Here is a 25,991-nt window from a genome sequence, read left to right as displayed (position 1 = left end):
TTTTGCCCGGAGCGTGTTTAAAAATTCATTCTGCGATTATTGCAAAGAGCCAGAGGAAAAATAAAAGGGTATCCTCTGGCTCTATTGTTATATAAAATAATTTATACTTCTATTATAAACAATTCACGGATACATCGCAATCACAACTTTGGATTTCCTGTTATGCTGCACCTCCGTTTCGGAAGGATTGCTTTTTCTGAATCTGTTCAAATTCTCTGAGCTTCTGTGCAGCTTCGGGGGTAAGGGTACGGGGAACCTGAATTTCTACGGTGGCATACTGGTCACCTCTGACAGAAGGATGACTCATGGATACAATGCCTTTGCCCCGGAGGCGGATTTTGGTGCCTGATTGGGTGCCCTGCTTAATTTTGCAGATGACATCTCCGTAGAGGGTGGGAATTTTGGCCTCTCCGCCGAATACAGCAGTGATGAAGGGGATTGTCACAGTGGTATAGATATCCTGGCCTTCTCTTCGAAATCCCGGTTTGTCCTGTACGGTAACCTTCAGAAGCAGGTCTCCGGGACGGGAAGAACCGATTCCCGGCATGCCTTTGCCCTTCAGACGGATGGTTTTGCCGGATTCGATTCCTGCAGGGATATTGACTTCGTAGGACTGTATCTGACCGGAACTGTTTTGCAGACGGATGACTTTTTTGCCGCCAAAGGCTGCTTCGTCGAAGGTGACCTCTACTTCTGCCTGCAGATCCTGTCCTTTGTTGGAATCGCTGTATCCGTTGAAATTGCCGGAAGTCCTTGCATCACCATAGTGTCCTGAATCTCTGAAACCGCCAAAACTTCCGAAATTGCCATAATTGCCGGAATCACGGAAATGATTGAATCCGTTACCGAAACCGCCTGCTCCGTTGAATCCGCCGGCAGCACCGGAGTGATAACCGTTTCCGCCAAAGAACTGTTTCAGAATATCATCCATGTTTTCACCGTTTTCAAAATGGTATTCTCTGTACTGGCCATGATTAAATGGATTTCCCTGCCCGCTGCCGAACGGATTACCGTATCCACCGGCGGCACCTGCATCGGAGGCCCCGCCGTCAAATGCGGCATGCCCGAACTGGTCATACAGCTTTCTCTTTTTTTCATCACTCAGAACATCATAGGCCTCTGTAATTTCCTTAAAGCGTTCTTCTGCACGGGTATTTCCCTCGTTGCTGTCCGGATGATATTTCTTGGCAAGCTTCCGGTATGCTTTTTTGATATCGGCGGAATCCGCATTTTTACTGACGCCTAACACTTCATAATAATCTCTTTTCTTATTCAACGCTTTCACCTTCTCTCAGAAATATAGTATGTGAAAACGAGAGGCCATTGACTGACCTCTCGCTATTTTTAGCCTTCAATGGAAATAAAATGATCTTTCTCCACCGCTGGTTTTGCTTCTTTCTTCGGAACGAATAATTTCAGGATTCCGTGTTTGAATTCTGCCTTGATGTCTTCCTGACGGACATCTTCGCCTACATAAAAGCTTCTGCTGCAGGCACCTGCGTAACGTTCCCTGCGGATGTAACGTCCGCTGTCTTTTTCTTTTTCGTCCTTATCCAGACCTTTGGCTGCGCTGATGGTCAGGTAACCATTTTCAAGGGAAGCTTTTACTTCGTCTTTCTTGAAACCAGGCAGATCAATCATGACTTCATAGCCATTGTCCATTTCCTTTACATCTGTTTTCATAATGTGGTTGGCGTTCTTGCCATAAAGTTTCTTCTCTGTGTTCCTGATATCGCGGTCTCCGTAGAACGGAAAATCATTAAAAAAGTCATCAAATAAGTTTTCTCCAAAAATACTAGGCATTAACATAAGTCATCTCTCCTTTTTTATACTATGCATATTTACCTGTTTCTTTGGAACTGGGATGTCCGGAGAACTCATAGAACCTGTTTCTTATTCTCTTTTTGTTCTCTTCCTTTGTTCTATGTGTAATATAACACTTAACATTATGAGAGTCAAGAGAAAAATCAAAATTATTTGTGAAAGAAGTGTGAAACGTAAAATGACGTAAAAGGAAAAGCTAACCGGGATGTGTGAAAATGATTACTGCTCATTACAAACAGAGAAAAAGAGCCAGGTTTTCGATGTACTAGATAATGAAGACTGGTTCTTTTTCATCAGAAAGAGATTGTAAGATGATATTCAAAATAAAGTCTGGTTTCCTGACCATGTCAGATATTTTAATAACGTTTGATTTTTTTAGACGGTGTCTTCGGGAATTCTGTGTCGCGGGTCTTCAGGCGGTATACACGCTTGTAGGCAGGCGCAGAACTGTTGTAGTCGTCGATCAGCTTCTGGAGTTCTGCCGGGATATCGATGATTTCTTTTTTGGCGGCGTATTCCAGATCCGGGAAGATTTCTGATTCGATGACGCCTTCGCTTTCTCGGACCAGAATTTCCTGAACAAGATGGTTCTCGCCGGTTTTATTTTCCAGCTCCTCAGGGGATACATTTTCGCCGTTTTTGGTGATGATCAGGTTTTTCTTGCGGCCGGTGAGATATACAAAACCTTCCTCATCCACATAACCCAGATCACCGGTGCGGAGCCAGCCGTCTACCAGAGCTTCAGCGGTTTCCTCCGGCATTTTGTAGTAACCCTGCATCACACTGCTTCCGCGTACCCAGAGCTCTTCATTCACAGTTTTGGCTTCACAGTTGGGGAGAAGCTGGCCTACGGTGCCCTTGCGGATATCCCAGCTTACGGTTGTACTGATTACCGGAGAACATTCGGTCATACCGTAACCCTGGAGAATAGCAATGCCGTATTTGGCAAAGAGATCTACCATTGCAGGCGGGAGATATGCGCCGCCGCTGCAGATGGTATGGAACTGTTCTCCGAAGACTTCTTTTTTTACAATTTCAGGCGGAAGTCCGGCAGCATCTTCCAGTTTTTTGGCGATGGTCTCAACCATCAGCGGAACCATGAGAATCAAATTCGGACGGAACAGTTTGATATTTTTTACCATACGGATCAGTGAATCATTGATGCACACAACTGCGCCTGTAGAAAATCCCTTGAGGAAATCCATGCTCAGGCAATAGGCATGATGTACAGGCAGGACAGACATCATAATGGTTCCGGCCGGGAATTTCATATCCAGGCAGCTTCTTCCATGGTTTTGCCGGAAAAATCCACATATTCGATGTCGCGGTCTTCTTTGTCTACAACATACTGATACAGGGTGCCTTCTTTGTCAGCAGCAAAGCGGAGGCGCATGGAATCGCAGCGCTCATAGGCTTTGTAGATGGCTTTTTTCAGCATATCGATGTCCAGTTCCGCTTCAATGGTAAGGCTGGTACCGATGTTCAGAACTTCTTTTTTGGGACAGAAGTTCTGATAATAGGTATGAAATTTCTGTGCAACAGTCAGGGGATATACAGGATATCCTTTGTGTTTTCTCATCATTTTATAATTCCTCCAAGAAATTCAGTCATAGCGTTTTCATAAGCTTCCGTATCTTTATAAAAGCTTTCTGCGTGTGCTGCGCCTTCCACGATCAGTTTTTTCTTCGGGGAAGCACAGTTTTCGTAAATGGTATCGCACATGCTGCATGGAACAAAGGTGTCAGCGGATCCATGGATAAAAAGAATGGGAACAGTTGCTTTTTGTACTTCTCTTGCTGCATTGCAGTCATCCAGACCGTAGCCGGCGCGTTTGCGGTTGATTCTGTCGGAAATCTGCATAATCGGAAAAGCCGGAAGGTGGATCATGGTGTGAAGTACATGAGTAAATACCTCTTTTGGAGAGGTGAAGGCGCAGTCGGAGATGATCCCTTTTATTTGTTCAGGAAGTGCAAGACCGCTTGCCATCAGGACAGTGGCACCACCCATGGAGGTGCCGTGGAGCAGGATCCGGACGTCTTTGCCGCAGGTTTCCAGTACCCAGTCGAACCATTTCAGAGCATCCATACGGTCCAGGCAGCCGAAACCTATGTAAGTGCCTTCGCTTTCCCCGTGGGCGCGTTCGTCTACCAGAAGCATGGAATATCCATGGGGAAGATAGTAACTGGAAAGTCCGGTGTAATCGTTCATGCCCCGGCTGGTGTAGCCATGAAAGCAGATGACGATCTTTTTGCATTCTTCCTGAGGAAACCAGGTGGCATGAAGCTTCAGTCCGTCATCAGACTGAATCCAGACATCCTCGTGGGGCTCGGCCAGCATGGCGTTCTTGCAATTGCGCAGAAGGCCGGTATCGGTAAGGGCAGTATCTATTATTATTTTCCGTCCAAGGATGCGATTCTGGATGCGCTCGTAGAACGGAATTATGAGAAACCTCTGGAAACGGCCAAAGAACTGGCGAAGAAGACGGATATTCCGCCTTTTACCAGAATGGCAATGGTTTTTCAGGCCTGCAGGAAGTCTTCGGCAGAGTTTCGAAAACAGATCAATAATGGTACTTCCGGTAAGCCGGTCAGAGATAATACACACGAAGAAGCATATATTCACCAGAAATATCTGAAACATCTGATCACTCAGCTGAAGCCTGCTCTGACAGAGATTATTCAGCAGGGTATTGATAACGGGGAGATTTATTTTGACTATCCGGCAGCACTGGCGGAGATTGTTCTGATCGTGCTTGCAGTTAAGATGGATAATACACTGCTTCCGGGTACTCCGGGGGAAATCGAGGAGACCATCCGCGGTCTGATCTCTCTTCTGGAAAAAGGTACGCAGAACGTGCCGGGAGCTTTGAATTTTCTTACACTGCTCTGAGATTATGAGGCGGGGAAATCCTATGGAGAATCGCTGATGGAAAGTGAATAGAAATCTGTATGGAGAATTGCTGGCAGAAAGTGAATAGTAATCTGAATGATTTTTGAATTATCTCTGAATGATCTCTGATTATGAAGAAGCGAATATTGATACAAACACAAAAGGCTGCAAATGATGCAGCCTTTTGTGTTTAACCTTTTATATTTGTTGCATAATGAGCACAAAATGCAAGTGCGGACAAATCCGTGAAAAGCATTATGCATGCGGAATGTCGGTATATTCCGATATCTCACGGTTAATGGTGATAAGATCATCGACAGAGAGGTCGTGAAGGTCTTTATGCCCTGTGATTCGGGCAAAGGTTTTCAGTTCTTCCAGTGAAACGTTGAGGAAATTTCCAACTCTTGCGGCAGCTGCATCCGGATTCAGTCTTGCGCGGAGAGAGGGATCCTGAGTAGCGACTCCGGCAGGACACATTCCGGTACCGCAGATCCGGTACTGCTGACAGGCTGCGGCGATAAGTGCGGCAGAAGCAATTGCTACAGCATCTGCACCCATGGCGATTGCCTTGGCGAAGTCAGAAGATACACGCAGGCCGCCTGTAATGATCAGCGAAATATCAGAACCCACAGAATCCAGGTATTTTCTTGCTCTGTGAAGTGCATAAATTGTAGGAACGCTGGTGGATTCACGCAGGAAAAACGGACTGGATCCGGTAGCTCCTCCGCGGCCGTCGATGGTTATGAAATCAGGCTCTGCGTAAACACAGAATTCCAGGTCTTTCTCAATTCGTCCGGCAGCGATCTTGATGCCTATCGGGCGTCCTTCAGAGGCTTCCCGAAGCATGTATACAAGTTCTTTCAGATCGTCTCTGGTATGGATATCCGGGAATTTTGACGGACTCTGAATATCCTGCCCGATCTTTTTGCCGCGGATTGCCGCGATTTCTCCGGTCACTTTGTCTCCCGGGAGATGACCGCCCATACCCGGTTTGGTTCCCTGGCCGATTTTAATTTCAATTGCATCAGAGGTGCGGAGATTCTCGGGAGTTACGCTGTAGCGGTTCGGAACATATTCAAATATGTATTTGTCTGCGGCTGCTTTTTCCTCCGGAAGAATACCGCCTTCACCGCTGCACATGGCACTGCAGGCAAGAGCACTTCCTCTGGCAAGGGAAATCTTGGTTTCTTTGGAGAGAGCACCGAAGGACATGTGAGAGATAAATACGGGATTTTCAATTACGAGCGGTTTTTTCGCATGTCTGCCGATTACGGTTCTGGTCACAACCGGCTCTCCGTCATCCAGAGGCGGGGGATTCAGCTGTGCACCGAGAAGCAGGATATCATCCCATCCGGGCATGCTCATCTGTGTACCCATGGAGCTGTGGAGAGATTTGCCGCTTACAGCCATTTCGTGAATCTCTTTCATATAACGGCAGGAAGCGTCCTGCCTTGCAAATAATGGATCGTAGGACAGATCCCGGACATTCGACCCGTCTGATGTTTCCGGGAATGCCTGATTTTCTTTCGTATATGGTTCAAATCTGCCTGTCTGATGACACACCGGACACTCATAAGAATCCGGAAGTTTTTCCTCATCATAAATATATCCGCATACAGAACATCTAAAAGCCATATCATTTCCTCCTTTCGTTTGATAAAAATATATAATAGTAATGATTACTGATATTATAATCTGAAATAAAGATTATGTCAAGGGAATTGAAAGTCGGAAAATCAGGATTTTGTATTATTATTTCTTTCTATAAGACAAGCAAAAACATGGTATCCGGATATATGATGATAAAAGCACGGACTGGCAGTATAATCTGCCGGATATGAAAATATTTTCGTTTTTGGGAGGATGAATAATGGCTGGATGGCTTGACGATGCGGTTTTTTATGAGGTATATCCGCAGTCTTTTCAGGATAGTAATGCAGATGGAATAGGAGATTTTCAGGGGGTGATCCGGAGACTGGACTATATCCGTGATCTTGGATGCAATGCGATCTGGATGAATCCCTGTTTTGAATCCCCGTTTTTTGATGCGGGTTACGATGTAACGGATTTTTACAAAGCAGCGCCCAGATACGGGACCAACGAGGACCTGAAGATGCTTTTTGAGGAGGCGCACAAACGCGGTCTGAAAGTTCTTCTGGACCTTGTGGCAGGACATACTTCTCTGGAGTGCAAGTGGTTCAAAGAATCCTGCAAACCGGAAAAAAATAAGTATACAAACCGTTATGTCTGGACTGACGGAGCTGAAAAAGGGGACAATTCCACACCCGGGATCAGAGGGTGGCTGAGAGGTTTTTTTGACAGAGACGGTGCTGTAGGAGTGAACTGTTTTTCCTCACAGCCTGCTTTGAATTATGGATTTGGCGAAGTGACGGAGGACTGGCAGTTTGCAGCGGATTCACCGGAAGCGGAAGAAGGAAGACTCCTTCTGCAGGATATTATGGCGTTCTGGCTGGATATGGGATGTGACGGATTCCGCGTGGATATGGCGGGCAGCCTGGTAAAGGCTGACCCGGACAGAAAATGGACGAAGCTTCTCTGGCAGAAGATACGTAAGTTTTTGGATGAGAAGTATCCGGAAGCGGTTCTGGTATCGGAATGGGGAGATCCGAAAGTAGCGCTGGAAGCAGGCTTTCATATGGATTTTCTGCTTCATAACGGTCCAACTCATTATATGGATCTGTTTCGTACAAATCCTTATTTTTCCAGAAAAGGTACCGGCGATATCAGTGAATTTGCCGAAACCTATATGGATATCCACAGCCGGGTGAACGGTGCCGGACTGAGCTGTATTCCGTCCGGAAATCATGACATGGTGCGTATGCGTGAATATCTGGATGAGGAAGAAATGAAGATCGCTTTTGCGTTTCTTCTTACTATGCCGGGATGTCCGTATATCTATTATGGTGACGAGATTGGTATGCGTTATGTACATAATCTGGTTTCTAAAGAGGGCGGCTACAACCGTACCGGTTCCCGTACTCCGATGCAGTGGGATCATACCACAAATTCCGGATTTTCCTGCGCCCCGAAGGATGAACTGTATCTTCCTCAGGATCCGGATGAAGAGCGTCCTACTGTGGAAAAACAGATGCAGGATCCGGATTCTCTTCTTAATATGGTGAAGAAACTGGTGGCTTTTCGTCATGCGCATCCTGCTCTTCAAAGCAGGGGAGATATCCGTATGCTTTATGCGGAAAAACAGGCATTTCCGTTTGTGTATGAGCGTACGGACGAAGGGGAGTGCGTAACGGTGATCTTAAATCCTTCTGAGAAAGAAGCAGAGTGTCCGTTGGCAGAGAATCCGGGTGAGGTACTGCTGTCCTATGGCGGGGATGCGGTATGGGAAAATGGGATTCTGAAGGTGCCGGGGGGAAGCTTTACGGTACGCGGAAAATCGTTGGCTTTCGCCGGAACTTTAATACAAGGCGAAAGACAGTGAAGGGGGCGTGAAAAACTGGACGCGCAGAAGAGAGACGGGAGAGCGGGGTGCGGAAGTGCTTACGTTCTGTTTCTGTGCGGGCTTCGGCGCCTAAGAAGTACTAGCCCCCTGTATTTTTGCTAAGAACGCGAACCGGATTTCTGAACTCGCCTTCGGCTCAAACAACAGAAATCCGGTCCGCAACGCAAAAATCCACGAGACAAGTACTTCTAAGACGCCTGCAGAGTGCACTGAAACAGGACGTAAGCACTTCCACACCCCGCTCTCCCGTCTCTCTCCTGCGCTGGCAGTTGGGTTTCACTTAAAGGGGTAGTGAAAAATCAGGAAGGGAATCGGAGTCGGTTTCATTCAGGTCTGGGCGAATCAGGTAAGGCACATGAATATAGTGCTGGTGAACCTTCGAGGGAAAGCCAACGGTTCCCCACTAATGAAGTAAGTAGCGCTTCAGCTGCTTGAGAGTTTAATGATTTGGGGTTATATAACCCGACAACAAAAACAGATATTATTTTGAGAGAATATTTGCTATAATAAACCTGTATATTCAAAAGCAGGGAGGGCGAAGGTTATGAAACCGGTTATTTCCATCGGAAATCAGGATTTTTCATCTATAAGAGAAAATAACAGCTTTTATATTGATAAAACTTCTTTTATAAAAGAGTGGTGGGGAAATCGTGATGTCGTTACTTTGATCACACGCCCCCGGCGTTTTGGGAAAACATTAAATATGAGCATGACGGAAGCTTTTTTTTCGAACCAGTATGCGGGACGAAAAGACTTGTTTGAAGGGCTGTCCGTATGGAATGATCCTGAATATCGGGAAATGCAGGGTAGCTTTCCGACGATATTTCTGAGCTTCGCAGATATCAAAGCCTCCACATACAAAGTTGCCAGGAGTGCCATTATTCAGAAATTGATCCGACTGTATAATATGTATGATTATCTGAAAACGGACAATGTACTGAGAGGAGCAGACTGGGATTATATTCGATCCATAAAAACAGATATGACAGATGAAATTGCTGCGGTGTCCCTGAATTATCTCTGTGAATATCTGTACCGATATTCGGGAAAAAAAGTGCTGATCTTTCTTGATGAATATGATACACCTCTGCAGGAAGCGTTTGTGAATGGATACTGGGAGGAATTGTCGGAATTCATGCGAAGTCTGTTCAATTCTACATTTAAAACCAATCCATATATGGAACGGGGCCTATTGACTGGAATTACCAGAGTAGGAAAGGAATCGATCTTTTCCGATCTCAATAATATTGAAGTGGTGACGACGACATCCGTGAAATATCAAACTTCATTTGGCTTTACAGAGGAAGAGGTTCAGTTTGCTTTAAAGGAATTTGAACTTTCAGACTCCATGGAAAAAGTAAGGTTATGGTATGATGGATTTCGGTTTGGCAGCAGAAAGGATATTTATAATCCATGGTCAATTACGAAATACCTGGATTCCGGGAAATTTGACAGTTACTGGGCAAATACCAGTTCTAACTCGTTGATAAGCAAACTGATCCGTGAAGGAACACCGGACATTAAAATTGCTATGGAAGATCTGCTGAAAGGCAGGCAGATGGAATCGGTGATTGATGAAGAAATTGTATACAGCCAGTTGAATCAGAATACTGCGGCAATCTGGAGCCTGCTGCTTGCTTCCGGTTACCTGAAGGTGGAAAAAGCGCCGATGGAAGGAAGCGGGGGAATTTATGTTCTGTCACTGACGAACTATGAAGTGGAGAAAATGTTCAGGCGAATGATTCATGAGTGGTTTCAAAATACATCTGTTCGATACAATGATTTTGTGAAAGCCCTGTTGGATGAGGATGTAGATTATATGAACGAATTTATGAATCAGATTGCACTGCAGACCTTCAGCAGCTTTGATGCTGGGAAAAAGCCATCTGAAAAAGCGGAGCCGGAAAAATTTTATCATGGATTTCTTCTGGGACTGATTGTTGATCTGGCGGATAAATACAGAATCATGTCAAACAGAGAAAGTGGTCTTGGGAGATATGATGTGGTGCTGGAACCGTTGAAGGATGGTCTGAATGCATATGTTTTTGAATTTAAGGTACGAAGACCGCAAAAAGAAAAGAATCTGGAAGAAACGGTTCAGAATGCGCTGAAGCAGATAGCGGATAAAGGATACGATACAGAACTGATTGCCAGAGGAATTCCCGGAGAAAAGATCAGGCATTACGGATTTGCATTTGAGGGAAAAAAAGTGCTGATCGGATGCTGAAAATATGAAAAAATACAAAGAGCCTTTGCAGAATATTTTTGTCGCAAAGACTCTTTTTGCTTTTCTATTCCTTCAGAGCCGATGGTTTGCGGATTATCCGGCAGATCTGATCAATTACGGGACCGGCAGAGGCCATTGAATGCAGCATGTGTATTCTGCATTACTGTGTTAGCAGATATTTTTGTTAAAGAGGAAGTTCACCGTTAAATATTTTGTTATTGATAAAGGCAATGGAACCGATCAATGGTGCATTGTCATCAAAGGAGGAATGCCTGACGATAATATCTCCAAAATTTCGATGACGTAAAGCCCTTGAAAGCTTAACCTGTAACAGGCGTTCAATAAAATCACCATTTCCGGGATTGGTATATCCGGTGATTATAGTAGATACATCCAGTATCTTCAGCATATTGACCAGTGCATATGCGATGTAGGAACAATAGTTGGCCAATACCATTTCTGCCAGCGGATCTTTTCTGTTTGCTTCTGATACAATGTTTTCCCAGTTTGGTTTGTTTATTTTCAAAAGCGGGGAATCCGGAAACAGAGACTGATGCTCGATGATAGAATTTCTCATCGTTTTTATATTTGCATACAATTCAAGACAGCCCTGATTTCCACAGTCACATTTCGGACCTGCGTAATTGATGGAGATGTGTCCGAATTCTCCGCTCTGTCCGGTGTTTCCTTCATAAAGAAGATCGTTAATGATAATTCCTGTACCGATTCCATTCATGATGTGAAGGTAGAGGTAATTTTTAACATTGGTCATCTTTCCGTATAATTTCTCTGCCAGAGCTCCGGCATTTGCGTCATTGATCAGATAGGTGGGAAGCCCTGTTTTTTCTTTGAAAAAAGAAGTAATAGGGAGATCCTGAATCCCATAAAAAAATGGGGGATTCAGAATAATGCCCTTCTGAGTGTCGATTGGTCCGACCGACGATATTCCGATATAGATGATCCTGCGTTGTGTGCGTGCCTGCAGCTGACGATATCCTTCATAAAGAAGTTCAAGGAGTTCGGAAGCACTGTTCATGGATTCGTAGGTGTACTTTATCGAATCAAGGATAGTTCCGCTCAGATCCCCGATAATTAATTGACACAATTCTCTTTTGATCAGGATTCCCAGGGTGCACGGTGACCGGTCAGAAATGGAAAACGTGATTGGCTTTCGCCCATATTTATTTTCTGTTTCGCTGTCGGATGTATGTTCACTTTCGGAGATCAGATTTTCTTCGATCAATTCAGCGATTAAATTCCCTACAGTCATTTTGGTTAAACCGGTCTTATGGGCGATGTCGACACGTGATAACCCACTTTCGGTAGCAATCATTTTAAGAATTAATAATTTGTTCTGACGCTTAATATCCTGATTGTTCGTACCTTTTTTACTATTCATTGATCTGCCTCGGTTATGATTATATTTTTTATAAGTTTCATTGAAATATGGTAACTGTTCAGAATACATTATCTGTGAAGGTACTGAACAGATACAAAATATGTATCACTATGCGTTGTGAGCAGATGGGTGTCATATGCCGATGGTGTTTAACTGAATGCTGCGTCTTATTCTGTATAGATGATATGGTATAGGTGATATAAATGAAGATAAAACCCAAGTTGAATTTAAGTAACTATTCAGGAGGGATATCCCGCGAGGTGTTTTCATGCATTTATGCATGAAAATCCCGAGACATACAAGCAAAAATCCCATCGCCGCAGGCGATTTTAAATGGATTTTTGCTCGTAACTGTGAAGGTACTGAACAGTTACGAATTTAAATAAAAAGTCATAAAAGATCCTTATAGGTATTTTATCATCTGTGTGTCGGAATGCAATAAAAAGATGAAAATAAATTTGCTGAAGTGTAATGAATCGGTTCTGTCAGATCAGAATAATAACCCTTATAATAAATAGAATTTACTAAGATAAAAAATAATTAATGATAAAATTTGACAAAAAAAGAATAAAAGTAGCATTATGCACAATGAATGGCAAATTAAATTGTATATAAAGATGATTATAATAAAATGAATTGACAAATAGAAAGGGGGGGAGATATAATAAAGCCATCAAAACAAAGGGGCGGTGGAAATGAAGAAATACGCTATTGGGGTGGATATTGGTGGAACCAAATGCGCCGTGGTATTGGGAAAAGGTTCTGTCGCTGATTATGGAACAGAGGATTTTATTTTAGATAAAGTAATAATGCCGACAATTATACAGGATGGTCCGGATAAGATTATTTCCCAGATCTATGACATTATAGAAGAGATTATGAGAAGGCATCATGTAGATTTGAGTGAAGTGGTTGGAATAGGTATCAGCTGCGGCGGACCGCTGGATCATGAAAGTGGAGTTATTTTAAGCCCGCCGAATTTGATCGGGTGGGACAATGTCGAGATTGTGAAGCGTTTTAAAGAAAAATTTAATGTTCCGTGTTTCCTTGAGAATGATGCAAATGCAGGTGCACTTGCAGAATATATGTTTGGCGCTGCCAGAGGATGCAGAAATGCTATTTTTTTAACTTATGGGACGGGCATGGGTGCCGGACTGATTCTGGATGGCAGATTATACCATGGAACAAATGATATGGCTGGTGAAGTAGGTCACATACGACTGGCAGAAATGGGACCTGTAGGCTATGGAAAAGCCGGATCCTTTGAAGGTTTGTGCAGTGGCATGGGAATCGCTCAGATTGCCAGAATGAAGGCAATGGAACTGATTCAGATGGGAAACCCGCCGTCGATTTGTCCTGATATGAGCCGGCTGGAGACCCTGACGGCGAAGGTTCTTGCAGACGCAGCCAAAAAAGGTGACAGCTTTGCAAAGGAAGTATTCGCAATCAGCGGTGAACATCTGGGTACAGCCCTGGCGGTTCTGATCGATATTCTGAATCCGGAGATTATTGTCTGCGGCAGTGTGTTTACAAGAAGTTATGAATTGATATGGCACCTGGCATCGGAAGTTTTACAAAGAGAAGCACTGGCCAGATCATTGTCTGTTTGCAGAATTGTACGCTCCGGCCTGGGAGAATACATTGGCGATTTTGCAGCGCTGTCGATTGTTTTGAGCAATGTTTCGTTTTTGTAAACAGGCAGGAAAGGATAAAGACTTATGAAAACCGAACAGGAGTATCTCAGGGAGATGAATGACAGACATCCGGATCTTGCAGGTGTTTCGAAAGATGTGGAGACTGCATATGAGATACTGAAACGATCCTATTGCGCAAATGGGAAGCTGCTCACATGCGGCAACGGAGGAAGTGCATCGGATGCAGATCATATTGTAGGGGAACTGATGAAGGGATTTCATCTGGACCGTCCATTGGGATCGGATCAGGGGAGTCAGTTTGGAGAACTTACAGGTTCTCTGCAGGGAGCGCTGCCTGCGATCTCACTGACACAGAATCATGTCCTGGCTACAGCATATGCGAATGACGTGAATCCGGACATGATATTTGCGCAGCAGGTTTACGGATATGGCTGCGAAGGAGATGTGCTGATTGCACTTACGACTTCCGGTAATTCGAAAAATGTATTGTATGCAGCAGAGGTTGCCAGAAAAAAGAAAATGCATGTCATCGGTTTTACCGGCGAAACAGGCGGTATGCTGAAAGAAATGTCTGATGTATGCATATGTGTGCCGGAAACGGAGACGGCATTTGTTCAGGAAAAACATATTATCGTTTACCATACGATATGCTCCATGCTGGAAGCTTTTTTCTTCGGGCAGGATTAATTGGAACATAACCATTTCTTTATGATGGTTAAAATTATATTAAAACATAAAAGGAGGATACACAATGAACAGAAGGATTGTATCAACAGTGATGACAGCAGCTATGGTTGCTACAATGTTAGCGACTACAGTATCTGCAGAAGAGAACAAGGTAGTGAAAATCGCAGTCCAGGGCGATTCTCTGACATGGCATCAGGAAATCGTCGACAAATTCCAGGAAGAAACCGGTTATACAGTAGAACCGATTCTGATCCCGGCAGATCAGGATATGTATACCAAAACGATGCTTCTTATGGAAAGCGAAGAAACATGTCCGGATGTAATTGCAGAAGATGGATTCATGGTAAAATCAGATGCATCAGCCGGAAAACTGTATTGTCTGGATGATGCACTCGCTGACTGGGAAGATCTTTCCAAGTTCAGCGATGCGATGCTGGAAGGCGGAAAAGGCGCAGATGGAAAGACCTATGCGGTTCAGTGCTCCACAGATACACAGATTCTGTTTTATAACAAAGAACTTCTGGCTGGTATTGGTATTGAAGGAGACTGGCAGCCGGCAAACTGGCAGGAAGTTATTGATGTTGCTTCCAAATTAAAAGAAGCAAATGCGGACGTAGAAGATTTTATTCCATTGTTTATGTATGCTTCCAGTACTTATCCGGAAGAAACTTCCATGCGTACATTCCAGCTGCTCCTGTCCGGCACAAAGGGAGAGTGGCCGTCACAGTTATATGATGCTGAGACCGGAAAATGGGTAGTAGATAAAGAAAATCTTCTTACAACATTTAACTTTGTCAATGATATCTTCAATACATATGGTGTAACAGAAACTCCTGCACAGGCAGCAGATCCAAGTATGGGAGATCTTCTCGTGACAGATTATATGCAGAATGGCAAAATTGGCCTTTATGTAACAGGAAGCTGGACTCTTGGACAGTTTGCAACACAGTATCCATGGCCGGAAGTAATGGATGTATGGGGATGCGCAAACATGCCGACATCTGAAGGACAGGATCCTGGATATACTACAATGTCCGGTGGCTGGACATGGGCAATTCCGGAAAAAGCTGCTAATAAAGAAGGCGGAGTAGAGCTTCTGAAATACCTTTGCAGTTATGATGGAATCCATGCAAGAGTTATGTATTGTGGAGAAGCATCTCCAAGAACCGATGTTGCTGAAGCAGAAGATTATCTGAATCAGACTCCGTCTGCAATTCCGTTTACCAAGGAACAGTTGTCCTTTGCTCATTTCCGTCCGGCTTATGAGGGATATTCTTCTATTACAACATCCTTTACAGCAGCAGTAGAAAGCATAGCAACTGGTGATGCAACACCGGAAGAGGCAATTGACACACTGCAGGAAGAAATGATCCGTTTGTTTGGTGAAGAAAACGTGATTGTTAAGTAACAGGTGTTTATGGCCAGCTGCAGAAGATTTTTCTGCAGCTGGTTTTTCATATCACAGGAAAGTGTTTCGAATTTTTCTGTGATATAAAAAATTCCGGATGTTTTGAGATGTTCCTGAGAATCGATGCTCATGCCGGGAGATATTAGCAGAAAGGAGTATTTGGATATGAAAACCAGAAAGAGCTTTTCGAGGAAAAAGCTGATTACAGCCGGACTACTTATGCTCCCGGCGATATTATTGATCGGAGTTTATTTTATATATCCGATGGTGATGACCGTTTATTACGCATTTACAGATATGACTCTGACCGGATCATCTGCAACAGCGGTTCATTTTGTCGGGCTGCGAAATTTCCAGAGCATCCTGACAGATCCGAAGTTTCCGGAGATATTAAAAAATACGTTGATCTTTCTTTTGTTTTCCGGAATTATCGGACAGCAGTGCTTTGGCTTTGTAATTGCAAAGCTGATGAAAAAAAGAAGAGCATCTGTTCGTAAATTTACAGGATTTATGGTGGTTCTGGGATGGATTACCCCGGAAATCATTGCTGCATATATGTTTTCTGCGTTTTTTAATGACAAAGGAACTTTGAATATCTTTCTGAAATTATTTGGAATGCAAAAAGTGAGCTGGACCTATACATATCCGCTTCTCAGTATTGTAATCGCAAATATCTGGAAGGGATCCGCGTACAGTATGCTGATGTTCCAGGCTGCGCTGGACAGCATACCGGATGATATCATTGAGTCGGCAAAAATTGACGGGGCGAGCAAGTTTGATATTTTTAAATCCATTGAACTGCCGATGATCAAGGGAACGACAGCAACCACTTTTATCATGGTAACGCTAGGAACGCTTGGAACTTTTGGAATGATCTATGCGTTTACAGGAGGAGGTCCCGGAATTAAGACTACAACGCTTTCCGTTTATATGTATAAACAGGCATTTGGAGCTTTTCAGGTAGGTTATGGAATGGCAATTGCGCTGATTTTACTTTTTATCGGTGCGCTGCTGAGCCTTGTTTATATGCGGTTGATAAAAGCAAATCAGGATTAGGAAGGGAGGAATATTCTTATGAAAATGCATACAAGAAAAATCTTTGGCCATACAGTATCCTATACAGTCCTGATACTGATCGGCATTGCTTTTGCTGTTCCTGCGCTGTGGCTTTTTTTTGCAGCCTTTGACCCGACGGCGACTTTGGCGATTAAGCTGCCGGAAAAGTGGACTCTGGAAAACTTCACGTTTATTCTTCAGAAGGACGGTATGTTGAGGGGATTTCTTAACAGTTTGATCATTGCCGGCGGAACAACGGTGATTATTGATGTTGTATCGATTATGGCTGCATATCCGTTGTCAAGATATAAATCAAAGGCTGCAAATAATTTTTCTCTGGGTTTGTTGTTTTTGACTTCTCTTCCGGCATCTGCAATGATGCTGTCAACATATAAGCTGCTGATTAAATTTCACCAGATTGACAGTATCTTCGGATTAATTATGGTAATGTCCGCCGGAGGAACACCTTATGCAATCTGGATGATGAGGAATTTTATGAATACGGTATCCGTTGATCTGGAAGAAGCGGCATGGATCGATGGTGCGACAAAATTTCAGGCAATTACAAAAGTGCTCCTTCCTTTGATGCTTCCGGGATTGATTACCGTTACGACCTATAATTTTATCAATGCCTGGGGAAATTTCTATTTACCGTTCCTGATGCTGATGAGTGCGGATAAATTCCCGGCATCTGTTAACATTTACCGACTATATGATGTGCATGGACTGGTTATGTACGGTCAGGTGGCAGCATATTCTGTTTTGTACATCATTCCAATATTTGTCTTGTATCATTTTTCACAGGATAACATGTCACAGGGCTTCAGTATGGGAGGAGCTACAAAAGGCTGAAACAGTCATTTTGTGTTAAGTTCATAATCCGGATACGGATATTACAGTATAAGCGAGGTAGAATTACTATGAAAACAATGCATATGATAGGAAATGCCCATTTGGACCCGGTGTGGCTCTGGAACTGGCAGGAAGGCTATCAGGAAAACAAAGCAACACTGAAATCTGCGCTGGACCGCATGGATGAATTTGATGATTTTATTTTTACATCCAGTTCTGCGCAGTTCTATGAATGGATCGAGAAGAACGAACCGGAGATGTTTGAGAAGATCAGAAAGAGAGTACAGGAAGGTCGCTGGAAGATCTGTGGTGGATGGTGGGTACAGCCGGACTGTAATATTCCATCAGGGGAGTCTTTTGCCAGACATGGTCTGATCTCACAGAATTATTTCCTGGAAAAATTTGGTGTGAAAGCACTTACCGGGTATTGTGTGGACAGCTTTGGTCATAATGCGATGCTTCCCCAGATTCTGAAATTATCGGGAATGGAAAACTATGTTTTCATGAGACCGGATCCGAATGAAAAAGATCTGCCGGCCAGGGCGTTTGTATGGCAGGCACCGGACGGCAGCCGCGTAAAAGCATTCCGTATTCCTGTGCAGTACTGCTTCTGGGAAGATGTACCAAAAGGTGTTGAACTTTGTGAACAGGAGTATTCAGAGAATAATGACCATATGATGTGCTTTTATGGTGTGGGTAATCATGGAGGCGGCCCCACGATAAAAAACATCGAAGCAATTAAAGCGCTTCAGAAGGAGAGACCGGATCTTAATATTGTTTTCAGTGATCCGGATACTTATTTTGCATCTATTAATGACTGTAAACTTCCTGTGGTGAATGAAGAACTTCAGCATCATTCTCCGGGTTGCTATACAGCGGAATCCATGATCAAGCGTTTGAATCGAAGAGCGGAGGCTTCCCTGTATGCCGCAGAGGCCTTATCGGTAGTTGCGCTGGCACAGGGAAAGCATGTGGATGACACCGGTTTGACAAGAGCCTGGAAAGATGTCCTGTTTAATCAGTTCCATGATACACTGGCCGGATCTGCCATTGAGTCTGCTTATTATGATGCCGGAAATCAGTTGGGTGAGGCACTGGCAATTGCAGACCGCTGTACTACGGAAGCGACAAATGGAATTTCCTTTGACATTAATATACCTCTGGATCCTGACAGACTTCCGCTGGTCGTATTTAATCCGAATTCATGGGCGGTGAAGGCGCCTGTCGAATTTGAAAATGGAATGTTCGGAAATGCGATCCGTACTGAGAACCTGGAAGTGCTGGATGATAAAGGGAATCCTGTTGATTATCAGCTCATCGCGCCATCCTGCCGGGTTATGGGAAGAAGAAGAATTACGTTCATGGCGGATGTACCGGCATTGGGGTACGCGGTATACTTTGCAAAACAGAGTGATAAGGCAGCTGCAAAAGATAAGCAGACGGATGCGGAGAACCCATTTGTGCTGGAAAATGAACAGCTCAAAGTTGTTTTTTCAGAAGAAACCGGTACGATAGAGTCCATTTATGATAAGAAAAATCATAGAGAGGTGCTCAAAGAGCGCTCTTCCGTTTCTGTTATAGAGGATCTGAATGATACATGGGGACATCAGCTGAAAAAACTGGATAAAAAGATTGGGGAATTTCAGCTTGTATCTGCGAAAGTGGCTGATTTTGGAGAAGTAAGAAAAGCAGTTCAGTTTATATCGAAATATGAGAATTCTACACTTACACAGGTATTTTCCCTGTATAAGAATGAGAACGTGGTACGTGTCCGGGCAAAATTAAACTGGCAGGGTCATATGAAGGCTGTAAAGATGTATTATACAGCAGCACTGGACGATAATTGTGATGCCTGTGCGGAGATTCCATACGGATATGTGACGAAAAACAAAATCGGTCTGGAAGAGCCTATGCAGAGATGGGCAGATGTTTCGGACGAATCTTATGGTCTTGCTATTCTCAATGACTGTAAAAATGGTGTGGACTTTACAGACAGCAGAATTGGCATTACGGTTCTGAGAAGTCCGGTATTTGCGCATCACCAGCCGTATGAACTGAATCAGCAGGAGGAAGAAGAATATTCCTTTATGGATCAGGGAATCAGTGAATTTTCGTATATTATTGAACCTCATAAAGGCAGCTGGAAAGAGACATCGGTGGTGAAGGACGCATTGCTTCTGAATCAGCCCTTGATTACAATGTTTGAAACCTTTCATGAGGGTTCACTGCCTCTGAAGAACAGTTATATTTCTGTAGATGCGAATAATATCATTATGAGTGCTCTGAAAAAACCATTGAAGAAAGAAGGTACTGTAATAAGATTCTATGAGAGCATCGGACAGGAAACGGAATGTGAAGTGGAATTTATGGGCAGTCATCATAAAGCTGTTTTCCGTCCATATGAGATAAAAACGTTTCTGATTGAGCCGGATGGAAAATGGAATGAAGTAAATCTCATTGAGGAATATGTGTAAAATTGATGAGAAATTTATGAAAATAAGGCAGAATGACAGATGCCTTGTAACTGTTCAGAATCCATTATCCGTGAAGGTATTGAACAGATACGATGTCTTAAAACAGCAGGAGAAGAACATCTCCTGCTGTTTTTTAAAAAAATCTCAGGAATATAACAGGAAAGGAAAAAGATATGGGGGAAATATACAGTCTTAATGGAAAATGGCAGATTGGAATCTGCTCAGACGAAATATACAGAGGTCTTGATTGTAAGATAACAGACATGAAATCTCTGGATGAAAGCGGAATTCTTGTGACCGATGGAACGGTTCCGGGGAATTATGAGATTGATCTGGAGAGAAACGGATATATTCGGGATCCGTTTTTTGGAAAAAATCTTCTTATGGAACAGGAACGGGAAATGAATCATCTGTTTTATGAGAAAGTGTTTGAGTTTGAGCCGAAAGAGAACCGTACGTATCTGCTGGAGTTTGACGGGATAGATACCGTTGCCGAGATATATCTGAACGGAAGGTTTCTTGCGAAGGTGGATAATATGCTGATGACACACAGCCTTCCGGTTCACGGGAAGGAATTTGTCAAAGGAGACAATGAAATTCTGGTACATATCATTCCTGTTGCAGTTGAAGCAAGAAAGTACGATTATCCGATGCTGGTATATGCACAGAAATACGGAGCAGATGGTCTTTACATTCGAAAGTCAGCTTATATGTTCGGGTGGGACATTTTTCCGAGAATTCTTTCCGGTGGTATCTGGAAAGATGTACGGCTTTTGGAAAAACCGGAATTCAAATTCCTTCAAAGTTATCTTTTTACTAAATTTCTGGCGGATGACTGGTCCAAATGCACATTGGAGTGTTTTTATGAACTGGAAGCAGGAGATTTGCCCTACATGGATTTTGCTGTGGAAGTGGAGGGAAAATGTGGGGATTCTCAATTTTTCGCAACGGCAGATGTCTGGTCAAAATCAGGACGGATAAAATTTGATGTGGAACATCCGAAACTTTGGTGGCTGCGTAGATCCGGAGAACAGAATCTTTATGAGACTGAAGTGAGACTTGTAAAGAATGAGGTGGTTTATGCATCAAAGAAATTCAAGACCGGTATTCGTACAATAGATCTGGAGAGAACCAGCCTGACGGATAAAGAAGGTACAGGAGAATTCTGTTTTTATGTAAATCATGTAAAGACCTTTATTCTGGGTACAAACTGGGTGCCTTTGGATTCTCTTCCGTCAAGGGGAAAAGAGAAAATTGAACCTGCCCTGGAACTTGTAAAAGATCTTGACTGTAATATGATCCGCTGCTGGGGAGGCGGTTATTATGAGGATGATGAGTTTTATGACAGATGCGATGAGGCAGGCATTCTCATCTGGCAGGATTTTATGGAAGCATGCGGGAGATACCCGGAGACACCGGAGTTTCTGGAAAAAATCTATAAAGAAGCGGTTTTTCAAGTGAGAAGACTTCGCCAGCATCCATGCCTTGCAGTCTGGGCAGGCGATAATGAGAATGACCAGAGTTATATTTATGAGACAAACGGGCATGTGGATCCGAATGTAAACCGGAACACCAGAGGTATGATTCGCCGGGCGGTCAGAGAGAATGACTATGTGAGAGATTATATTCCAAGCTCTCCTTATGTAGATAGAAAGGCATATCAAAGCGGCACAGGAGAAACCATGCTGCCGGAGCAACATCTCTGGGGACCGCGTGATTACTACAAAGGAAAGTTTTACAGCGAGACAACGGCACATTTTGCTTCTGAGATCGGGTATCATGGATGTCCTGCACCAGAGTCTGTCAGGAAATTCATTTCCGAAGAAGCTCTCTGGCCATATCATGAAAATGGAGAATGGCTGCTTCATGCATCCAGCCCTACTGATAAACCGGATGAGCCCTTTGCTTACAGAATTGAGCTGATGGCAAGTCAGATCAGAGTACTTTTCGGATGCGAAGCGGAATCTCTTGAGGAATTTTCGGTTTTGAGCCAGATTTCTCAGGCGGAAGCGGTGAAATATTTTATTGAGAAATTCCGGACAGAAAAATGGCGAAGAACAGGCATTATATGGTGGAATATTCTGGACGGATGTCCTCAGTTTTCAGATGCGGTGGTGGATTATTATTTCAACAAAAAACTTGCTTATGATTATATTAGGAATTCTCAGAAGCGCGTGGCACTTTTCTGCAGAGAACCGGATGATAATGGAAATGTATGTCTTATAGGAGTAAATGATTGTCTGACCGCTAAGAAAATGCAGTATTGCATAGCAGATGTGGTGACAGGAAGAATGGTTTCGGAATCAGAGGTATTGCTGCCTGCCAATTCTGCGATTGAGATCGGAAAGATAAGTTCAGATAACAGAAATGCCTTTTTTGCGCTAGATTGGACTGCAGACGGAGAAAAACACCATAGTCATTATGTGACATGGGAGGCACCATTTGACAAGGAGAAATATATCAGGTGTGCAAAACTGGCGAAAGTATTTCCGTCATAGTAAAACAGGCTTTTATCAAAAGAGAAAGGGATTAAGAAGGGAGATTTTTGTTTATGACAGGTCGTGAACGTGTAAAAAATGCTATGCATTATAAAAGTGTAGATAAGGTGCCATTGCAGTATTACTATACTCCGGTAGGATTTTATGAGCATGGTGAAAAGCTGAATGATTTGTTTGCGGCACATCCGGGTGATTTCGAACCATATCAACGAAAACCAATACCGGTTATATCGGAAACAGATTTAGATAAAGATGGGAATTATCACAAAGTAGAGACAGATGAGTGGGGCGTTACAAGGGAGTTTCGTATTTTTGGCGTACAGGGAATCCCTGGAGAGTATCGGATTCAGAATGAAGACGAGCTGGCAGCATATCAGGCGCCGGAACCTCCTTCACTGGATGGGGTGGAATTTAAAATATTCAGGGAGATGATTGAAGAACGGAAAAAATCCGGCTATTATACTCTGGAGGGCTGCGGTAATCTGTATGAAAGAATGATTGCTCTGTATGGAGATGAAAATGTTCTTTGCGATCTTGCGGCAGATGAGTCCGGACTTCATACGCTCGCTGACCGGATTATAGATTATAACGGAGTTCTGGTACAGAGAGCGCTGAAAGCAGGTGTGGATGGAATTGCCTTTGGAGATGATTACGGCACAGAAAGAAGCATGTTGATGAGCCCTGAGTGCTGGAGGCATTTTTTTAAACCGAGGTTAAAAAGTCTGTTCGAGCCGGCTGTAAAAGCAGGTGTGGACATACATTTTCACAGTTGCGGTTTAGTTACGCCGATTTTGGAGGACTTGAAGGAGATAGGTGTTACTTCAATCTGGCCCCAGCTGCCGGCATACAACATGGAAAAACTGGCTGATCTATGCAGAAGTTTACAGCTTGCAGTGGCGATTCATACTGATCGTGCCAGAACAATGACTTATGGAACACCTGATGATGTAAGAGAACTGGTAAAAAGAGAGTTCGAAACGTTTCATATGATGGATGGCGGTTCATGGTTTTATGTAGAAGCAGATAATGGATTTCCGTATGAAAATATAGAAGCATTGGTAGAGACCATTTCTATGTGGAGATGAGGAGCTGCCGGACAAGCTGGCTGTGAGGCAGCTTGTGATGAGTGAGAATTATATAAAGAATAATTTTGCCAGTATAAAAAATATGCCAGTGTCATAGAAAAACGGCCGGATGATGAATGGTGTACGCTGGAGAACGTTTTAGAAGAAAATGCACAGTTTTTAAAACTTGCTAAAAAGTACAATGTAGATTACATTCTTATTGAAAATAAGTATGAGATAAACATTGATTTATAGATGAAGGAATATTCTGTAATCAGGAAGATGTAAACATTGGTTTCACCTTCCTGATTACTATTTTCAAGATAGATTTATCTACAGGATAAATTGATTTATTTTTTCTTTTGCAAGGTGATCCAGCATATTTACTTCTTTTTTGAATGTTTCGGTCAGCCCTTTGTCATCTTTTGTCCGGCTGACTGTTGTAATAGAAAGTCCTTCATTCGTTCCAAGATGATATTTCGCGTTCACAGGATAGTACTGGCGTTCAATCAGAGAGGCTATGGTAAGAAAATCAGACAGCCCATCTGCTTCTTTTTCTTCATAATGGCTGCAGAGCCAGGTATAAAGAGCCGGATGGAAGTTATCCATGACCCCGCTGTAGCCTGCCGCGCCGGCTCTTAATGATTCAAGAAGAGTTGTGGTATTGGCATTGTAAAGTTTCAGATTTGTGTCCCTCATACATTCCAGCTTTTCTTTTATCTGATCGATGTCACAGCAGGTATCTTTCAGAAAATAAAATCGTCCTGTCTGTGATGCCCAGCGAATCATCTTTGGAGAAAGTATTCTTTTATAAGGGTAGGGACACTCGTAAAAACCAAGCGGAATGCTGCTGTCTATCTTGTCCAGTAATCTGGCACAGTTTTCGATCCAGACTTCATCACTTTCTTCCTGTGCAGCCAGACGATTGGTAATGAGAATGACAGCATCCACTCCTGTTCTTGCCATTGCGTTTAATTCCTCTGCCTGCTGTTTGAAGTCATCGGAAATATGGCCGGATGCAATCACCGGTACCCTTCCTGCCGAAAATTCGACGGTCTTTTGAGCAATTTTAATTCGTTCTTCCAAAGTCAGAAAGAACATCTCACTTGACTGACAAACCGCAAACAAACCGGAAACACCATTTGCGATATACCAGTTTGTCAATTCCTTCAGTGCCGGATAATCCACCTGATTATCAGTGGTAAAAGGGGTCAGCATCACCGGCCATGAACCTCCTGGAAAATTATTCTCCATTCTTATCTTCTCCTTTTCTGATATCTATTTTCCAAAAGGCGATATTCTGCCTTTTATAGGTGTAAGTAATATAGAGATAATCGTGATCGCATATAATGGCAGGATAAGAGAATTCGCCTTCACCTGTACTGAAATCCATCAGTTTTTTCCAGGTAATTCCATTGTCAGATGATACTGCCAGGGATATGGGTGTTCTCTCTCCCCAGTTTATTTCAACCGGATTATATACAAGAAAAAGTCTTCCGTCTTCGACCTTCACTAGATCAATCCCGCTATTGTTATTCGGAAGATCTGTGGGATATGCAGCACACCAGGATTCTCCGCCATCCTCCGAATCACTTCGGTAAATTTTCCCTTCCGTGCTGCGCATAAGCATATGAACTCGTCCCCTATTGTCCTCCCACAGTGTGGGCTGAATCACTCCTCTGCCGTAAAAAGACTGCTCACTTACCGGGATACTGCCCTCGGATCTGTCAGACATCCGTTCTCCTTTTGTATAACAGATCCCATTGATTGCCACTTCCATGGACTTTCTCCAGGTAATACCGTCATCATCAGAAATATCAGCGAAGGCTTTCCATATTCCCTGTTCGGTGGAAGCGGGAGCCAGAATCCGTCCGCTTTTCAACCGGATCGGCTTATTTCTTACAGGACCTCTTCCGCCCTTATCTCCAGGCACAAGTTCCTGCTCTTTTCCAAAGGTCTCACCATTGTCTTCGGAAATACGATACATCGTACGCCAGGTACGGATTTCATTTCCAACTTTGTAAAACAGAAGAATCTTTTCATTATTCAGACGAAACAGGACCGGGTTCCAGTGCGATTCATCGGAAGATGCCGCGATTTTTGGTTCCTCAAAATGCTTTCCGTCTCCTTTGGCCAGCCAGATAGCAGTATCCCCGGCACCTTCTGCGCTTCCGCCAAACCATGCGGTCAGAAATTCGTGATCATTCCGTTTTAATATTGTAGATGCATGGCACATTTTGGAAGGATTTACTGTCATTATCTTTTTCATGATTCCCTCTGAGTTCTGTAATTATAGAATATCATTCTGAATAGCTGAGTTCATTTATATCATCCTATTGTTGCCATCGTGATATACTGGTATAATGATGATGTTGGGGTCAAAACCATAAATAAGTTTGCCCCTATTCCTATATTACCTTGAAAAATTCATATTTTGTAGTATATCGCCGGACTTTTTGGGATATATGCTGGGTATT

20 protein-coding genes and 1 pseudogene are annotated in these 25,991 nt (G+C 43.4%); 12 read left to right on the top strand and 9 right to left on the bottom strand.

The features are described from left to right. Positions 1 to 160 precede the first annotated feature (160 nt). The 5 genes and pseudogenes from ACTNEW_RS13975 to ACTNEW_RS13955 form a co-directional block, all read right to left on the bottom strand. A complete protein-coding gene (locus tag ACTNEW_RS13975; RefSeq protein WP_441062112.1) occupies positions 161 to 1,276 on the bottom strand; it encodes a DnaJ C-terminal domain-containing protein in 1,116 nt (371 codons plus the stop codon). Between the two features lie 68 nt (positions 1,277 to 1,344). Then, positions 1,345 to 1,809, bottom strand: coding sequence for an Hsp20/alpha crystallin family protein (locus ACTNEW_RS13970; RefSeq protein WP_441062111.1), 465 nt, complete (start codon positions 1,807 to 1,809; stop codon positions 1,345 to 1,347). 371 nt (positions 1,810 to 2,180) lie between these two features. Further along, a pseudogene (locus ACTNEW_RS13965) lies at positions 2,181 to 3,104 on the bottom strand (AMP-binding protein); the annotation flags it as partial. After that, positions 3,092 to 3,403, bottom strand: a complete 312-nt coding sequence (locus tag ACTNEW_RS13960; RefSeq protein WP_441062138.1) for a condensation domain-containing protein — start codon at positions 3,401 to 3,403, stop codon at positions 3,092 to 3,094. The gene ACTNEW_RS13960 and the pseudogene ACTNEW_RS13965, both read right to left, overlap by 13 nt. Then, positions 3,403 to 4,161 (bottom strand): alpha/beta hydrolase, encoded by a 759-nt coding sequence (locus ACTNEW_RS13955; RefSeq protein ID WP_441062110.1) that lies wholly within the window; start codon positions 4,159 to 4,161, stop codon positions 3,403 to 3,405. The genes ACTNEW_RS13960 and ACTNEW_RS13955 overlap by 1 nt, the downstream gene beginning before the upstream one ends. On the opposite strand from ACTNEW_RS13955, the gene ACTNEW_RS13950 reads away from it, so the two are divergent. After that, complete coding sequence (locus tag ACTNEW_RS13950; protein WP_441062108.1) at positions 4,102 to 4,713, top strand: TetR/AcrR family transcriptional regulator; 612 nt, start codon at positions 4,102 to 4,104, stop codon at positions 4,711 to 4,713. The genes ACTNEW_RS13955 and ACTNEW_RS13950 overlap by 60 nt on opposite strands. A gap of 255 nt (positions 4,714 to 4,968) precedes the next feature. Here ACTNEW_RS13950 and ACTNEW_RS13945 read toward each other — a convergent pair whose 3' ends face one another. Next, the gene (locus ACTNEW_RS13945; RefSeq protein ID WP_441062106.1) at positions 4,969 to 6,348 is read right to left on the bottom strand and encodes a glutamate synthase-related protein; all 1,380 of its coding nucleotides are present in this window, start codon (positions 6,346 to 6,348) and stop codon (positions 4,969 to 4,971) included. A gap of 235 nt (positions 6,349 to 6,583) precedes the next feature. Between ACTNEW_RS13945 and ACTNEW_RS13940 the strand changes: the two genes are divergently transcribed. The 3 genes from ACTNEW_RS13940 to ACTNEW_RS13930 all read left to right on the top strand — a co-directional run bounded on the left by ACTNEW_RS13940 (position 6,584) and on the right by ACTNEW_RS13930 (position 10,560). Continuing rightward, the gene (locus ACTNEW_RS13940; protein WP_441062104.1) at positions 6,584 to 8,173 is read left to right on the top strand and encodes an alpha-amylase family glycosyl hydrolase; all 1,590 of its coding nucleotides are present in this window, start codon (positions 6,584 to 6,586) and stop codon (positions 8,171 to 8,173) included. Between the two features lie 565 nt (positions 8,174 to 8,738). Further along, on the top strand, positions 8,739 to 10,421 hold the full coding sequence (locus tag ACTNEW_RS13935; RefSeq protein ID WP_441062102.1) for an AAA family ATPase: 1,683 nt from the start codon (positions 8,739 to 8,741) through the stop codon (positions 10,419 to 10,421). A 4-nt stretch (positions 10,422 to 10,425) separates the two neighbouring features. Further along, a complete protein-coding gene (locus tag ACTNEW_RS13930) occupies positions 10,426 to 10,560 on the top strand; it encodes a hypothetical protein (RefSeq protein WP_441062100.1) in 135 nt (44 codons plus the stop codon). Between the two features lie 45 nt (positions 10,561 to 10,605). On the opposite strand, the gene ACTNEW_RS13925 is transcribed toward ACTNEW_RS13930, so the two are convergent. Further along, positions 10,606 to 11,820: an ROK family protein gene (locus ACTNEW_RS13925; RefSeq protein WP_441062099.1), complete on the bottom strand. Its 1,215-nt coding sequence runs from the start codon at positions 11,818 to 11,820 to the stop codon at positions 10,606 to 10,608. 695 nt (positions 11,821 to 12,515) lie between these two features. Here ACTNEW_RS13925 and ACTNEW_RS13920 point away from each other — a divergent pair. From ACTNEW_RS13920 to ACTNEW_RS13885, 8 genes are all read left to right on the top strand, one after another. Next, complete coding sequence (locus tag ACTNEW_RS13920; RefSeq protein ID WP_441062097.1) at positions 12,516 to 13,514, top strand: ROK family protein; 999 nt, start codon at positions 12,516 to 12,518, stop codon at positions 13,512 to 13,514. A gap of 24 nt (positions 13,515 to 13,538) precedes the next feature. Beyond that, positions 13,539 to 14,162 (top strand): D-sedoheptulose-7-phosphate isomerase, encoded by a 624-nt coding sequence (locus tag ACTNEW_RS13915; RefSeq protein WP_441062095.1) that lies wholly within the window; start codon positions 13,539 to 13,541, stop codon positions 14,160 to 14,162. A gap of 64 nt (positions 14,163 to 14,226) precedes the next feature. Then, positions 14,227 to 15,570 carry an extracellular solute-binding protein gene (locus ACTNEW_RS13910; protein ID WP_441062093.1) on the top strand — a complete coding sequence of 448 codons (1,344 nt, stop codon included), beginning with the start codon at positions 14,227 to 14,229 and terminating at the stop codon, positions 15,568 to 15,570. A 165-nt stretch (positions 15,571 to 15,735) separates the two neighbouring features. Next, on the top strand, positions 15,736 to 16,626 hold the full coding sequence (locus tag ACTNEW_RS13905; protein ID WP_441062091.1) for a carbohydrate ABC transporter permease: 891 nt from the start codon (positions 15,736 to 15,738) through the stop codon (positions 16,624 to 16,626). Positions 16,627 to 16,644: 18 nt separating this feature from the next. Continuing rightward, entirely contained in the window at positions 16,645 to 17,478 is an 834-nt protein-coding gene (locus ACTNEW_RS13900) for a carbohydrate ABC transporter permease (protein ID WP_441062089.1), read from the top strand. 68 nt (positions 17,479 to 17,546) lie between these two features. Further along, complete coding sequence (locus ACTNEW_RS13895) at positions 17,547 to 19,952, top strand: alpha-mannosidase (protein WP_441062087.1); 2,406 nt, start codon at positions 17,547 to 17,549, stop codon at positions 19,950 to 19,952. 173 nt (positions 19,953 to 20,125) lie between these two features. Next, positions 20,126 to 22,450, top strand: coding sequence for a glycoside hydrolase family 2 protein (locus ACTNEW_RS13890; protein ID WP_441062085.1), 2,325 nt, complete (start codon positions 20,126 to 20,128; stop codon positions 22,448 to 22,450). Between the two features lie 53 nt (positions 22,451 to 22,503). Continuing rightward, complete coding sequence (locus ACTNEW_RS13885) at positions 22,504 to 23,535, top strand: uroporphyrinogen decarboxylase family protein (protein ID WP_441062083.1); 1,032 nt, start codon at positions 22,504 to 22,506, stop codon at positions 23,533 to 23,535. A 312-nt stretch (positions 23,536 to 23,847) separates the two neighbouring features. On the opposite strand, the gene ACTNEW_RS13880 is transcribed toward ACTNEW_RS13885, so the two are convergent. Together ACTNEW_RS13880 and ACTNEW_RS13875 are read right to left on the bottom strand one after the other, a co-directional pair. Next, positions 23,848 to 24,768 (bottom strand): dihydrodipicolinate synthase family protein, encoded by a 921-nt coding sequence (locus tag ACTNEW_RS13880; protein WP_441062082.1) that lies wholly within the window; start codon positions 24,766 to 24,768, stop codon positions 23,848 to 23,850. Continuing rightward, the gene (locus ACTNEW_RS13875; protein WP_441062080.1) at positions 24,758 to 25,783 is read right to left on the bottom strand and encodes a sialidase family protein; all 1,026 of its coding nucleotides are present in this window, start codon (positions 25,781 to 25,783) and stop codon (positions 24,758 to 24,760) included. Before ACTNEW_RS13875 ends, ACTNEW_RS13880 begins: the two co-directional genes overlap by 11 nt. Positions 25,784 to 25,991: the final 208 nt, after the last annotated feature.

Origin of the sequence: Blautia sp. HCP3S3_G3 (assembly GCF_052063365.1) — a bacterium.
Taxonomy (GTDB): domain Bacteria; phylum Bacillota; class Clostridia; order Lachnospirales; family Lachnospiraceae; genus Blautia_A.
This window is presented reverse-complemented; position numbering and strand designations above follow the sequence as displayed.

What these genes read in the sequence shown, in the direction of transcription:
- ACTNEW_RS13920 (WP_441062097.1), top strand. Translation starts at nt 12,516, where the DNA reads ATGAAGAAATACGCTATTGGGGTGGATATTGGTGGAACCAAATGCGCC.
- ACTNEW_RS13935 (WP_441062102.1), top strand. Translation starts at nt 8,739, where the DNA reads ATGAAACCGGTTATTTCCATCGGAAATCAGGATTTTTCATCTATAAGA.
- ACTNEW_RS13890 (WP_441062085.1), top strand. Translation starts at nt 20,126, where the DNA reads ATGGGGGAAATATACAGTCTTAATGGAAAATGGCAGATTGGAATCTGC.
- ACTNEW_RS13885 (WP_441062083.1), top strand. Translation starts at nt 22,504, where the DNA reads ATGACAGGTCGTGAACGTGTAAAAAATGCTATGCATTATAAAAGTGTA.
- ACTNEW_RS13915 (WP_441062095.1), top strand. Translation starts at nt 13,539, where the DNA reads ATGAAAACCGAACAGGAGTATCTCAGGGAGATGAATGACAGACATCCG.
- ACTNEW_RS13905 (WP_441062091.1), top strand. Translation starts at nt 15,736, where the DNA reads ATGAAAACCAGAAAGAGCTTTTCGAGGAAAAAGCTGATTACAGCCGGA.
- ACTNEW_RS13880 (WP_441062082.1), bottom strand. Translation starts at nt 24,768, where the DNA reads ATGGAGAATAATTTTCCAGGAGGTTCATGGCCGGTGATGCTGACCCCT.
- ACTNEW_RS13930 (WP_441062100.1), top strand. Translation starts at nt 10,426, where the DNA reads ATGAAAAAATACAAAGAGCCTTTGCAGAATATTTTTGTCGCAAAGACT.
- ACTNEW_RS13950 (WP_441062108.1), top strand. Translation starts at nt 4,102, where the DNA reads ATGAAGCTTCAGTCCGTCATCAGACTGAATCCAGACATCCTCGTGGGG.
- ACTNEW_RS13895 (WP_441062087.1), top strand. Translation starts at nt 17,547, where the DNA reads ATGAAAACAATGCATATGATAGGAAATGCCCATTTGGACCCGGTGTGG.
- ACTNEW_RS13945 (WP_441062106.1), bottom strand. Translation starts at nt 6,348, where the DNA reads ATGGCTTTTAGATGTTCTGTATGCGGATATATTTATGATGAGGAAAAA.
- ACTNEW_RS13955 (WP_441062110.1), bottom strand. Translation starts at nt 4,161, where the DNA reads ATGCTGGCCGAGCCCCACGAGGATGTCTGGATTCAGTCTGATGACGGA.
- ACTNEW_RS13900 (WP_441062089.1), top strand. Translation starts at nt 16,645, where the DNA reads ATGAAAATGCATACAAGAAAAATCTTTGGCCATACAGTATCCTATACA.
- ACTNEW_RS13875 (WP_441062080.1), bottom strand. Translation starts at nt 25,783, where the DNA reads ATGAAAAAGATAATGACAGTAAATCCTTCCAAAATGTGCCATGCATCT.
- ACTNEW_RS13925 (WP_441062099.1), bottom strand. Translation starts at nt 11,820, where the DNA reads ATGAATAGTAAAAAAGGTACGAACAATCAGGATATTAAGCGTCAGAAC.
- ACTNEW_RS13960 (WP_441062138.1), bottom strand. Translation starts at nt 3,403, where the DNA reads ATGAGAAAACACAAAGGATATCCTGTATATCCCCTGACTGTTGCACAG.
- ACTNEW_RS13910 (WP_441062093.1), top strand. Translation starts at nt 14,227, where the DNA reads ATGAACAGAAGGATTGTATCAACAGTGATGACAGCAGCTATGGTTGCT.
- ACTNEW_RS13940 (WP_441062104.1), top strand. Translation starts at nt 6,584, where the DNA reads ATGGCTGGATGGCTTGACGATGCGGTTTTTTATGAGGTATATCCGCAG.
- ACTNEW_RS13970 (WP_441062111.1), bottom strand. Translation starts at nt 1,809, where the DNA reads ATGTTAATGCCTAGTATTTTTGGAGAAAACTTATTTGATGACTTTTTT.